The 11,729-nt window shown below is 70.1% G+C and carries 11 protein-coding genes and 2 pseudogenes; 6 read left to right on the top strand and 7 right to left on the bottom strand.

Annotated elements, in window-relative coordinates; translation table 11 throughout:
• Nucleotides 1-573: tetratricopeptide repeat protein (locus ADK41_RS26655; RefSeq protein ID WP_159043991.1), on the top strand; the 573-nt coding region annotated here is incomplete at its 5' end.
• A gap of 39 nt (nt 574-612) precedes the next feature.
• Here the strand turns inward: ADK41_RS26655 and ADK41_RS42565 are convergent.
• Nucleotides 613-975 carry a recombinase family protein gene (locus ADK41_RS42565; RefSeq protein ID WP_234318928.1) on the bottom strand — a complete coding sequence of 121 codons (363 nt, stop codon included), beginning with the start codon at nt 973-975 and terminating at the stop codon, nt 613-615.
• Between ADK41_RS42565 and ADK41_RS39835 the strand changes: the two genes are divergently transcribed.
• The gene (locus ADK41_RS39835; protein ID WP_199822403.1) at nt 949-1,302 is read left to right on the top strand and encodes a recombinase family protein; all 354 of its coding nucleotides are present in this window, start codon (nt 949-951) and stop codon (nt 1,300-1,302) included. The two genes, ADK41_RS42565 and ADK41_RS39835, sit on opposite strands and share 27 nt — an antisense overlap.
• Before the next feature lie 173 nt (nt 1,303-1,475).
• Here ADK41_RS39835 and ADK41_RS26640 read toward each other — a convergent pair whose 3' ends face one another.
• Nucleotides 1,476-2,165, bottom strand: coding sequence for a TetR/AcrR family transcriptional regulator (locus tag ADK41_RS26640; protein ID WP_030830884.1), 690 nt, complete (start codon nt 2,163-2,165; stop codon nt 1,476-1,478).
• 95 nt (nt 2,166-2,260) lie between these two features.
• Here ADK41_RS26640 and ADK41_RS26635 point away from each other — a divergent pair, with 95 nt between their 5' ends.
• Nucleotides 2,261-3,394, top strand: coding sequence for an FAD-dependent oxidoreductase (locus ADK41_RS26635; RefSeq protein WP_030830881.1), 1,134 nt, complete (start codon nt 2,261-2,263; stop codon nt 3,392-3,394).
• Nucleotides 3,395-3,563: 169 nt separating this feature from the next.
• Here ADK41_RS26635 and ADK41_RS26630 read toward each other — a convergent pair whose 3' ends face one another.
• The 5 genes and pseudogenes from ADK41_RS26630 to ADK41_RS41155 all read right to left on the bottom strand — a co-directional run bounded on the left by ADK41_RS26630 (nt 3,564) and on the right by ADK41_RS41155 (nt 9,938).
• Complete coding sequence (locus ADK41_RS26630; RefSeq protein ID WP_030830878.1) at nt 3,564-4,538, bottom strand: site-specific integrase; 975 nt, start codon at nt 4,536-4,538, stop codon at nt 3,564-3,566.
• A gap of 363 nt (nt 4,539-4,901) precedes the next feature.
• Nucleotides 4,902-6,335 (bottom strand): S1 RNA-binding domain-containing protein, encoded by a 1,434-nt coding sequence (locus ADK41_RS26625; protein WP_078662058.1) that lies wholly within the window; start codon nt 6,333-6,335, stop codon nt 4,902-4,904.
• A gap of 94 nt (nt 6,336-6,429) precedes the next feature.
• Nucleotides 6,430-6,699: pseudogene (locus tag ADK41_RS39830) on the bottom strand (site-specific integrase); the annotation flags it as partial.
• Nucleotides 6,700-6,714: 15 nt separating this feature from the next.
• Nucleotides 6,715-8,742 carry a HelD family protein gene (locus tag ADK41_RS26620; RefSeq protein ID WP_030830872.1) on the bottom strand — a complete coding sequence of 676 codons (2,028 nt, stop codon included), beginning with the start codon at nt 8,740-8,742 and terminating at the stop codon, nt 6,715-6,717.
• 578 nt (nt 8,743-9,320) lie between these two features.
• Complete coding sequence (locus ADK41_RS41155) at nt 9,321-9,938, bottom strand: hypothetical protein (protein ID WP_106979521.1); 618 nt, start codon at nt 9,936-9,938, stop codon at nt 9,321-9,323.
• A 74-nt stretch (nt 9,939-10,012) separates the two neighbouring features.
• On the opposite strand from ADK41_RS41155, the gene ADK41_RS26610 reads away from it, so the two are divergent.
• The 3 genes and pseudogenes from ADK41_RS26610 to ADK41_RS26600 form a co-directional block, all read left to right on the top strand.
• Complete coding sequence (locus tag ADK41_RS26610) at nt 10,013-10,927, top strand: NADP-dependent oxidoreductase (protein WP_030830866.1); 915 nt, start codon at nt 10,013-10,015, stop codon at nt 10,925-10,927.
• Between the two features lie 34 nt (nt 10,928-10,961).
• Complete coding sequence (locus tag ADK41_RS26605; RefSeq protein WP_030830864.1) at nt 10,962-11,441, top strand: MarR family winged helix-turn-helix transcriptional regulator; 480 nt, start codon at nt 10,962-10,964, stop codon at nt 11,439-11,441.
• Between the two features lie 103 nt (nt 11,442-11,544).
• Nucleotides 11,545-11,721: pseudogene (locus ADK41_RS26600) on the top strand (cupin); the annotation flags it as partial.
• Nucleotides 11,722-11,729 lie beyond the last annotated feature (8 nt).

Genomic DNA, 11,729 nt, shown 5'->3' with positions numbered 1-11,729 from the left:
TGGCGCCGGCTTGCGGCGGCCAACCCGGCCGCCCACGAGCCCGGCCTCGCCAACTCGCTGACCCACCTCGGCAACCACCTGTCGGAGGTGGGGCGGCGGAGCGAGGCCCTGACCGTTACCGAGCAGGCGGTGGAGATCCGGCGCCGGCTTGCGGCGGCCAACCCGGCCGCCCACGAGCCCGACCTCGCCAACTCGCTGACCAACCTCGGCTACTGGCTGTCGGAGGTGGGGCGGCGGAGCGAGGCCCTGACCGTTACCGAGCAGGCGGTGGAGATCCGGCGCCGGCTCGCGGCCGACAACCCGGCCGCCCACGAGCCCGACCTCGCCCGCTCGCTATCCGTTTGGGCATGGTTGCGTTTCGTGGCGGAACAGGACCCAGCCGAGGCGCTGCGGGCGACGGGGGAAGCGGTGGAGATCTACCGCAGGTTCATGGCAGATGCACCCGCGCGGTTCCTTTCACCGCTCTGTGGGGTGCTGAACCTACAGGCGGACATGCTTGCCAGCCTCGGACGTTTGCGCGAAGCGAGAACTATCCGGACCTGGCTCGCAGCCCTCTCTGACGGCCTTGACTGAGAGGATCGGGGTCCCGCCGGTATCCTCCAAGATTGAACGCTAAGGAATCGAGGCTGGTCGGGCACCTTCAGCCATTGAAGCCCTCTGTTCGTCGTGTTCGCGGAGCATGCGCATGACGGTGGCGGGTGAGGGATGCTGTCCTTTCTTCTTGCCGGTGGTGATGACGAGGCGGTTGGCGATGTCGCGCAGGCTCATCTCCTGCTCCCGCAGATGGAGGGCCATGGACAGCATGTCGCCGTCGGTGACGCCCGCCCCGCCGATGGTCTTGCCGCGCTTGCGGGCGGATTCGTGGCCCTCCAGGGTGCGGTCGCGGATGTACTCGCGTTCCATGCCGGACAGGGCTGCCAGCACGGTGAACACGACGCTGGATGGGTCGTGCGAGCCCTGGAGTTCCCCCGTCAGGAGCTCCAGGCCGACGTCGCTCGCCTTCAGTTTCTGTCGCTGGGCGGCACCCTCTACGACCCAGCCGACCCGATGGGCAAGATGTTTTTCAACATCCTGGCCACCTTCGCCGAGTTCGAGGTCGACCTGCTGCGGATGCGCACTCGCGAGGGCATGGCCGTCGCCAGGGCAAAGGGCAAGCAGCCCAAGCTGACGGCCCGCCAGCAGGACCATCTCGTCAAGGAGCACGCCTCCGGCGAGCACATGATCGCCGACCTCGCCGAGCTGTTCAGCGTCAGCCGCGCGACGGTGTACCGAGTCCTCGAACGCGCCCGCGACAACGCTTGAGATCAGCGCAGAGCGTGCTCACCAGGCAGAACACCACCATTTGGGGCTGGTGACACGCTCGTTAATGGCACCCCGGGTTGTCTCCCATCGTCGCCATAGGCCCATTCCAGCGCCTGTCCGCAAGCCTGTTCACCGGACGGACACACGGCAGACGCAGGGGCCGCCGTAGTCATCTAGCGCAGGGTGGCTACGCCGGCGAGGAAGATGTCCACTCCGACGAGGAACTGCTCGCGGTCGTCGTGCTCGCTCAAGTGGGTCGCGGCCGCGTGGACGAACGGGTACCGGCCCGGATCGATCTGCGCCCACTGCTGGGCAGCGTTCTCCAGGAAGGTCTCCCGGTCTGCGGCGCCGCCTGCGAGGAGCCGTGCGTTCGCGGCGTTCTGCGCGGCGACCCCGAGAACGTAGTTCACGAGCGCGCCGGCCGCGTCGAAGCGCGCCTCATGCTGGACGCCGAGGTCGCCCACCAGGCGGCCAACGCTCTCGTAGAAGTCCAGCAGTGCGGGCCGCCACGGTTGGCGGGAGAAGTCCGCACCGACCCAGGGGTGGGCGTCGATCGCGTCGAACAGGCTGAGAGCGAGGGCGCGCAGAGCTGTGCGCGGATCGCTGCTGCCGTCGGCCGTGCTGGCCGTGACGCCGGTGATGACCTGGTCGGCGGCTGCGGCGAGCAGGTCGTCCTTGTCCGCGACATGGTGGTAGATCGCTCCATAACCGGTCCTGAGGCGCACGGTCAGAGCCCGCAGCGTCAGCGCCTTCTCGCCGCCGCTGTCCAGCATGTCGATCGCGGTCCGGATGATCAGCTCCCGCGACAGGCCGTCCGCCCGCCGCGGCGCTCGTGCCGGTCCTTGCCCGGTCCTGTTCGCCATGCCTCCAGCATCCCACGAATGGAGCGACGATCCAACACGTGTTAGCGTGATTGGAGTGACGATCCAATCAGCGTCACGGACCCCGAGGAGGACACATGAAGACACCCGTCACGATCATCGGAGCAGGTCTGGGCGGCCTCACCCTGGCCCGCGTGCTGCACATCCACGGCATCGCATCCACCGTCTACGAAGGGGAGCCAGCCCCGGACGCCCGCCGCCAGGGCGGCCTGCTCGACCTGCACCCCGAGAGCGGACAGGCCGCCCTGGAGACGGCTGGACTGATCGAGCAGTTCCGCAAGCTGATCCTGCCCGGCCGCGAGGCGTACCGGATCATGGACCGGACGGGCAACATGCTCCTCGATCTGCCCGACAACGGGACCGGTGAACGCCCCGAGGCGCCGCGCGGCGCACTGCGGCAGATGCTCCTGGACTCCCTGCCCGCCGGGACCGTCCGCTGGAACCACAAGGTCACCGCCGTCCGCACCCTGGACGACGGCCGCCACCAGGTCGACTTCGCCGACGGCACCACAGCTGTGGCGGACCTGCTCATCGGCGCCGACGGAGCCTGGTCACGCGTACGGCCCCTGCTCTCGACCGCCACTCCGCAGTACTTCGGCGTCAGCGCCGTGGAGACATTCCTCTTCGATGCCCCGACCCGCCATCCCGCCTCCGCCCGGGCCGTGGGCGCCGGATCACTGTTCGCGCTCGCCCCCGCCACCGGACTGCTTGCCCACCGCGAGGGCGACGGGACCCTGCACACCTACGCCCAGCTGAAGAGGCCCCTGGACTGGTTCGACGGCCTGGACTCCACCAACCCCGCCGCCCTCGCCGCCCGGGTTGCACAGGAGTTCTCCGGCTGGGCTCCCGAACTCACCGCACTGATCACCGACAGCGACACCCCGCCGGTCCTGCGCCCCATCTTCACCCTGCCGACCGGACACCGCTGGGACCGCATGGCCGGGGTGACGCTACTCGGCGACGCTGCCCACCTGCGGGCGCCGAACGGCGAAGGCGCCAACCTGGCCATGCTGGACGGAGCCGAACTCGGGCGCACCCTGGCCGCGCACCCCGACGACAGCGAAACCGCGCTCACCGCGCACGAACAGACCATGTTCCGGCGCGCCGCCGCGATCGACGCCATCGATGACGGCTTCTACACCACCATGATCGACGACAACGCCCCCCACAGCCTGCTCACCCTCATGACCGGAGCCGGACCAGACGCGTGACCCGCAGCGCAGCCGCCGGGCCCCACACCGTCACCAACGGGACCTCAACTGTGCACGAGTAGCGTCCCGTCCCACCGCTGTCCTCCCTCTGCACGGCCCCCGCCACCGGACAACGAGCAGGCAGCAGTAGCGCGCTCTCGCCCGGACAGCCGGACGCACGGCCGTCCGGTCAACGGCGCGCGTCGCCGGGCGCGAGAAGGCTGGTCAGCTCCGAGATGGCCTCGTGGGAGGGCTTGAAGTAGCGGCGGACGTTCTCCGGCTTCTTATGCCGGGACTTCGCCATCAGCATCAGCAGCGAGGCGCCTTGCACGCCGAGTTCGGTCAGCCCGGAATGGCGGTACTCGTGCAGGTCCCAGCCGGTCCCCGACCCGCGCACGGCGGTGTGCTCATCGAGGAGGGCGCGGGCCTGGCCGTAGGAGAGGCGGGCCAGGCCGGTGTCCGGGCACACGTCGCGCGGACTGACGACCTTCCCCGGGCCGGGGCGGCGGTGGGTGACGAACACCGGTCCGCGTGTGCGGCCGCTCAGCAGGCGGGGCAGGAGCCGGGCGGTGCCGGCGTCCCAGTAGACCGTCTCCAGCACGAAGTCCTCGCGGGCTTGCCCGCGGCGGCGGACCTTGCTGCGGGCGCCCTTGGCCTTGACCGGACAGCGGCGGGCGGCGAGGTCCAGGTCCTCGATGTTCACGCCGAGGATCTCCTCCGCGCGTGCGGCTGTCTCGTAGAGCATCCGCCACAGCGTCTTCTCCCGCAGATGGACCTCGCGCCGGGCGATCAGCCGGTCCACGGCCATCTTCGAGCGGGCCGGGGTCTCGGAGTCCGGCACCGACAGCCGCTTCGTCCAGGCCGGGACCGCCGGGCCGCCGTAGCCGTACGACTCGCACCAGCCCAGCCACGCCAGCACCGCCGCCCGGCGGGCGTTCCAGGTGTTGACCGCCGCGGTGCCCCACAGCAGTTCCAGGGCCTCGCCGATCTCGTCGTCCGTGACCGATTCCAGCGGGCGAGCCTCCCCGATCCGCTCGGCGGTCTTGCCGACCCCCACCCCGTAGCTGCGGGCCGTGTTCGGGTTGCGCAGCGAGTCGAGGAAGGCGTCCGCAGCCGCGCGGACGGTCAGTGCCTTCCCGCTCGGCAGTTGCACGACGGTGGGCACCGCTTCCCCCTTGCCACGGATAACAGGGCCGCTTCACGTACGGCCCGGAGAACGTCACCGCAGGTGACGAACCAAGATCCCCCAGATAATAGGGCGTTATCTGTGGAAGAACTTCAGACCGGCCCCGCGATCGGTGCACCGTCAGCCGCCCACCAGGGCCGACGAACGCTTAGCGCACGATCTGACACGGATGTTCCTCGACCCCGGAAGCGGGCGAAGCCGTGGTTGACCGGCCCCGGGCAGAGGATGAGTGCGTCCAGGACGTCCCTGCGGTCCTTCTGCAGGAGGTCCCAGCGCTCGGGGTCCTCTGTCCACCAGGCGAGTCCGAGGGTGTCGTCCTTGGGTGTGTAGGCAGCCGTTGCGTCAGGAATGGCGATTTCCCTGATGGCGGGGTGTGCGGGCCTGCGTCTGAGACAAAGCGATGCGGCGCCGGGCGAGATCGACATCGATGATCTTCACGGTAAGTGCGTCGCCAACCTCGACGACGCCTCCGGTCGATTCATCCAACTCGCTGGTGTGTACGAGTCCTTCGAAGCCGTCCTCTCGGCCTTCGATCCGTACGAAGACGCCGAATGGCACGATCTTGGTGACCGGTCCGGTGACCACTTGCCCGATCTGCTGCGCTACCTGCGGCCATGGGTCTTCCTGCACTGCTCGGAGCGACAGCGGCACCCGTTCCCGGACCATGTCGACGTCGAGGACCTGGGCTGTAATCTCCTGGCCGACGCCGACGACGTCGGACGGGTGGTTGATCGGCCGCCAGGACAGCTCCGGAATGTTGATCATCGCGGTGAAGCCGCCGATGTCCACGAAGGTGACGCCGAAGCTGGCGATGGTCGTCACCGTGCCGGTGACGACTTGGCCACGCCGCAGGGTCTTCAGGAACGCCCAGTCCCGGTCACTGGGCGTCGGCTCGGTCTGCCAGCGTGCACGGAGGACACCGTCGCTGTCGGGCAGCACGGCGGTGAACAGCGGCTGCCGCTCATCAGTGGCCAGGGATACGACGCCCACGGCACGCGCACCGCTGATCTGGGTCCTCACTGCCTCGAACTGGGTCTCGTCCGCGACCGTGCTGTTGATCCGCCCGTCCCCGTCCTCCCAGACGACTTCCACCAGTCCCTCCTCGGACAGGGAGGCCATGGCCGCGTCGACGTCGGTGAGCAGCTCCGGCCAGACCGCCAGCTGTGCGCGAGGGGTCAGATGAGAGCGCACCGCCTCGATGTTGTCGCGGGTGAGGCGGTGCCAGCGGGAGGCGTTCGCGGCGTAGGTCTCCTCCAGGAACGTGGCGCGGTAGGCGCTCACCGTCCAGTGCAGGCGGGCCCAGAAATCGGCGTCGGCCGGGCGCTGTATGCGCAGTGGGTCTTCGGGGGCGAACTCGTACGGAGAAGCGTCCAGACGTTCCGGGAACAGTCCGAGCGAGCGGGTGCGGGCGAGCGCCGCTTCGCAGGGCAGGTTGCTGCCGATGTAGAGGTACTGGTCCCAGCCGACGTGCACGCTGAATGCTTCCTCCACCTCCAGGCGGCACCAGGCGCCGTTGTCGCGGAGCATGGCCCGGACGAGTTCCAGGCCGGCGGCGACCGGCACCAGCGCACCGTCGTGGAACCCGGTTAGGCCGGCTGGGAAGAGGTCCGCCAGGCCGTGGTCGGCGACCGGTGGTTCCAGGCCGAAGTGGGCGAAGCCGCCGATCTGCGGCTCGCGGATGGCCAGCTGGTCGACACCGGTCTCTTCGGCGAAGGCTGCGAAGGCCTGTAGGTAGGCGGCTTCGATGGGTTCCTCTAACGGACACGACCAAGCCACCTACACCCTGGGCGGGCGTCAGCCCTTTACCGATCGTGCCCGGAACGCGCTTGTTCAGGCCCTGGCCGACGCCCCGGGAGTAACCGGTCCTGCCGCCGGGGTTGGGCTTGCGGTGGGTGACGAACGCCGGGCCGCAGGTGCGGCCCTCGATCGGGCGGGACAGGAGCCGGTCAGTGCCGACGTCCCCGTGGACCGTCTCCCTTACGAAGTCCTCGCGCGCCCGGCCGCAGCGGCGGGCCTCGGTTCAGGCGCCCGTGGCTTTGACCGGGCAGCGGCGCACGGCGAAGTCCAGGTCCTCGATGTCGACACCAAGGACCTCTTCGGCCCGCCCGGCGGTCTCGTAGAGCATCCGCCACAGGGTCTTCCGGGCGCCGAGTCGTCAGGCGGGCTGGACGGTGACGGTGCAGAGGCGCTTGGTGGCCCGGGTCAGGGCTACGTACACGTCCCTTTCCCCACCGGGGCGGACCGTGGCGATCTCCTCGGGGTTCACGACGACGACCCCGTCGAACTCCAGGCCGCGTGCCTCGGACGCCGGCACGAGGCGTGCGTGACGAGCGATGCCCTGGGCCATCAGCTCGCTCACCCTGGTGTCCGCGCAGATCACTCCCAGAAGCTCACCCGGGTGCGCGGTGCTCTGGGCGCGGAGTTCCCGAACGACGGCGGTGACCAACCCGTTGGGAGACGTGGTCACGGTGCGAGGGCTCTCACCGCTTCGCAGTGACCGTGTGGGCTTCTGGTCCGGAGCGATCCGCGTGAGCAGGTCCCGGACGCTCTCCAGGATCTCCCGCGTGGTGCGGTAGCTGACGGTCAGGTGGTGCAGGGTGAACCGCGGTCCGACGTGAGGGCTCAGTGCTTCCTTCCAGTCGCGTGCCGTCGCGACCGGGCCTGCCTGGGCGAAGTCGCCCACCAGCGTCATCGCCCTTGCCGGGCAGCGTCGGACGATCATCCGCCACTGCATGGCGGTCAGTTCCTGCGCCTCGTCGACGACGACGTGCCCGTACGTCCGCTCGGGGGGTCCGTCGACCAGGCTCGCCGCCTCGTCCAGCAACGGCGCGTCGGCATCGGTCCACGGGGCGTCCGGACCGCGCAGCAGGAGGGACCGCTCCTGCGCGGTCAGACGGGGCAGGTGCGCGGCGAGAGCGCCGGCGTTCGTCAGGAGCGCCTTCACGAGGTCACCGGGTAGCAGCCGCGGCCACAGCGCCTCGACCGCCCGGTCGACGCCGGCGTCATCGAGGAGATCGGCCCGGACGGCGTCCAGGTCCAGCTCGTGGGCCGGAGCCGAGTCGGGCGCGCCTTCGGCACGGCGCCGGGCGGCTCCCGTGAACCGGTCGAGGTCCATGCCCGTCATCCTGACGGCGTCGGCGTCGATCTGCTCCAGGAGGTCGCTCATGTCCCGTTGCATCGCGCCGGTGACGGCGTCGACCAGGAGTTCCTTGAACACCTGGCGCGCGGGGTTGTGCCCCGGTACGGCCGCCACGGCGGCGTCGCGTGCCGTGGCGACCTCCTCGCCGGACAGGTGAACCCGTTCCTGTCCGACCCACACGGTGAAGTCACCGGCGGGGGCTTGGTGGACGCGCAGCAGGCCGGCCAAGGCGTCGGCGAGGTCGGAGCCGCCCTTGAGACGCGCCGTGTCGAACGGGTCCGCCGTGTCCGTGGACACTCCGGCCAGTTCCCGGCAGGTCGCCAGAACGACGTCGTTCTCCCCGAGCGAGGGAAGAACCTGGGAGATGTAGTCGAGGAACCGGGCGTTCGGGCCCACCACCAGGACGCCCTCCTCCGCGGCGCGCGGGAACGCGTACAGGACGTAGGCCGCCCGGTGCAGGGCGACCACCGTCTTGCCGGTGCCGGGTCCGCCCTGCACCACGGTCACCCCGCGGTGGGCGGAGCGGACGATCTCGTCCTGCTCGGCCTGCAGCGTCGCGACGGCCGCGTGCATCCTGCCCGTGCGCCGTGCCGACAGGGCCTCGGTCAACGGGCCGTCCCCCACGACGTCCTTCTCGGTCGGGGCGGTTCCGTCCAGCAGTTCGTCGCTCACCGAGACGACCGTGCGCTCCTCGAGGCGCAGGTGCCGGCGCCGCCGCAGGTCCATCGGGTGGACCGGTGTCGCCTCGTAGAAGGGCCGCGCCGCGTTCGCGCGCCAGTCCACGAGCAGAGGCAGGTCGTCCTCCTCCGTGTGCAGTCCGATCCGCCCGATGCGCAGGGTCGTGCCGTCCGTCCAGTCGACACGCCCGAAGACGAGCCCTTTTTCGGCGCCCTCCAGTCGGCCGATTTCCTTGGCCAGACGCTCGGCGGCGTTTTCCCTCTCGTATGCCTCACCGGCGCTTTCCGCCGGGGCTTTCAGCACACTCGCTCGGCGTACTCGCGCCTCGGAAATCCGCTCGGCGAGCAACTCGTATAAGGAGGACACATATTCCTGCTCCGATGCAACCGCACGCACAGCGGGATCATTCATTTTCGACAACAGGGGGCTCCTTCGATTCGAGCCACACCATACGGTCAAATTTCCCCAAAGGTAAGTCTTGACTTACCTGATGAATCCATGTCCTTACGACTGAATCCATGACGGTCGACCGCATGACGTACCACGCATTCCGCCGTTCGATGTATCGCTCCTTGCGCTTCCTGCGCCTACCCACCCGCTTGCCTGCTTGCCTGCCTTATGGGCGAGACCGCCCTTGGAGCCGGCGTTTTTTGCCGCGTTCGCGAAAAGAGGGGGAAAGACCCGCCGCGACGCTCGGCGGGGGGCCCGTTCAGGCATGGACCGTCCGCCCCGACCCCGCCCCCACCTGGATCCGTCGGTCTTCGGGCTACGCGTCTTCGTTGTCGCCAAAGAAACGTTTGGCGACAGGCCGTCGGCGCGCCCAATGGACCCAGATATTTCGGGACCTCGAAGCGCCGTCTTTCTCATCGGATCCGATGGTGAGGGACAACAGGGTTTGACGACGGATAAGGTCCGACCCTCCATACGGAATGCGAGCGCGGTGATCACCTGGTCCACGGGGTGGGCGACGGGCAGGGCGCGGTCGGCGAGGTGGCCGGGGACGTCCGGGTGCTCCTCGTCGATCCGTATCGGACGGGTGGAGGACCGGTGGTGGGTGACACGCTCTCGGGGAAGCGGATGACGCCGGGAGTGTGGGGCCCGGAGCCGATCTCCGTCATCCGCAGGCGGGCGTCGGCGGGCAGGACGTGCAGCCGGTGCGTCAGGCGGCGTCCCGGCAGCGAGGTGCCGACGGGCACACCGACCGGCTGCCGCGGCAGCGCCTCCCCCAGGGAGCGGACCTCCTCCCCACGTCCGGCCGGTCCGACCCGGATGCCATCGCCCACGAGCTCAATCACCGTCCGCGCAAGGCCCACGGCTATCGCGGCGAACCGGCCGGCACGTCCTCGTTGTCGCCGCCCTCGGGGCCCTCCGGGCTCCGAGGGCGGCCCGCAGCCCCCGGCCGGGGTCGCCGGGGTGTCCTGGTTGCCGTCGAGCGGCCGGCAGCGGACCAGGAGCCCGTGGTGCACGGCGGGGGCGGCGCCGACGCGCAGGGGACAGCCCTGGCCGCGCCGCAGGCGGGCGGCCTCCGGGATCCCGCCCGAAGCAATTACTTGGCTAGCCACACAATCGGTGTTACTTTTATGTGGCTGGCCACGTAAAGTGGTCGGCGCGGCATCCCGCTTGAGGAGACCCAGTCATGAAGGCCATTGTTTTCGACGCGTTCGGCGGCACCGAGGTCCTGCACGAGACGGAGATCGACCTCCCTCGGCCGGGCCCCGGCCAGGTCCGTGTGCGGGTACGGGCCGTCGGCGTCAACCCGGTGGACGGCAAGATCCGCTCCGGTGTCATGGAGGCCGTCTTCCCCACCACGCTGCCCGCCGTGCCCGGAGGGGAGATCGCCGGTGTGGTCGACGCCGTCGGCGAGGACGTCGACCACCTGAAGGCGGGGGACGAGGTCCTGGGCTGGTCCGACACCGGCTCCTACGCCCAGTACGCCCTGGCCTCCGCGGCCGTCCTCGCGCCCAAGCCGGCCGGCCTGGACTGGACGCACGCCGCCGCCCTGCCCGTGGCGAGCGACGGCGCCGAACGCGTGCTGGACCTGCTCGGCGTCACCTCGGGTGAGACCCTGCTGATCCACGGAGCGTCCGGCGCGCTCGGCACCATCGCCGTCCAGCTCGCCGTCGCCCGCGGCGCCCGCGTCATCGGCACCGCCGGACCGGCCAACCAGGAGTACGTCACCTCGCTCGGCGCGACCGCGCTGGTCTACGGGGACGACCTGGTCCAGCGGGTCCGCGAGCTCGCCCCCGACGGGGTGGACGCCGTCTTCGACGCCGCGGGCAAGGGCGCACTGGAGGACTCCATCGTCCTGCGCGGCGGCACCGACCGGATCGTCACCACCGCCGACTTCCGCGCCCGTGAACTCGGCGTCGTCTTCGCCGAGGGCCCGCAGCGCCGCTCCGCCGCCCGGCTGGCCGAACTGGCCCAGCAGGCCGCCGACGGCACACTGGTGACCACCATCAGCGCCGCCTACCCGCTGGTGGAGGCCGCCAAGGCGCAGCAGGCCAGCGACGCCGGCCACAACCGAGGCAAGATCGTCCTCACCGTCGACTGACCGATCACCCCACTCTTGTGACGAGGGAGCAGCAATGTCCGACACCACCTCACCGGAGCCACCGGACGCGGCGCGCGACGGGCGACTGAGCTACGCCATCTTCCAGCTCGCCCGCGCCCACCGCGCTCACGCCGCCGCCATGCTGCGTGCCCTGAACCTGCACCCGGGACAGGAGCTGCTGCTGATGCAGCTCTTCGACCGCGACGGTCAGACGCAGGCGGAACTGCTGGAGCGGGTCGGCCTCGACCACTCCACCGTCTCCAAGTCACTGCGCCGCATGCAGGAGGCCGGACTGCTCACCCGGGAGCCCGCCGCCCACGACCGGCGGGTCATGGTGGTCAGCCTCACCGATGCCGGCCGCGCCCTGCGGGAGCCCATCGCCGACATGTGGCGCACCCTGGAGCAGATCTCCGTACGTGATCTGACCCCTGACCAGGTCGAGATGTTCACCGCGTGTGCGCGCACCATCGAGAAGTCGGTCAGGGACCACAGCCGGCAGGCGCCTGCCGAGTGATCGGGCCCGGGCAGGCGGCCCACTCGCCAGGAAAGCCGCCCCCACCACCACCCCGCGCGGAGCGAGGGCGCCCCTCGCCGCCCGGGGCGACAAGAACCCTCCGCACTTCCGTCCCGACACGCCCGGCGGGGCCGAGGACGTGGTGCGGTTGCGGGCGGGCACCGCCGTGATCGTCCCCCGCGGTCGCCGGCACCGCCTGGAACTGGACGCCCCCAGTGACCTGATGTCGATCACCCTTCGCCACGGCACCCGCCTCGAGAAGCGCACCGACACCCACTGACCGACAGG

It is taken from the genome of Streptomyces caelestis (assembly GCF_001279005.1).
Taxonomy (GTDB): domain Bacteria; phylum Actinomycetota; class Actinomycetes; order Streptomycetales; family Streptomycetaceae; genus Streptomyces; species Streptomyces heliomycini.
Note: the sequence above shows the minus strand (reverse complement) of the source record. Positions and strands in the feature narration are given on the sequence as shown.

What these genes read in the sequence shown, in the direction of transcription:
- ADK41_RS26640 (WP_030830884.1), bottom strand. Translation starts at nt 2,165, where the DNA reads ATGGCGAACAGGACCGGGCAAGGACCGGCACGAGCGCCGCGGCGGGCG.
- ADK41_RS26635 (WP_030830881.1), top strand. Translation starts at nt 2,261, where the DNA reads ATGAAGACACCCGTCACGATCATCGGAGCAGGTCTGGGCGGCCTCACC.
- ADK41_RS26610 (WP_030830866.1), top strand. Translation starts at nt 10,013, where the DNA reads ATGAAGGCCATTGTTTTCGACGCGTTCGGCGGCACCGAGGTCCTGCAC.
- ADK41_RS26605 (WP_030830864.1), top strand. Translation starts at nt 10,962, where the DNA reads ATGTCCGACACCACCTCACCGGAGCCACCGGACGCGGCGCGCGACGGG.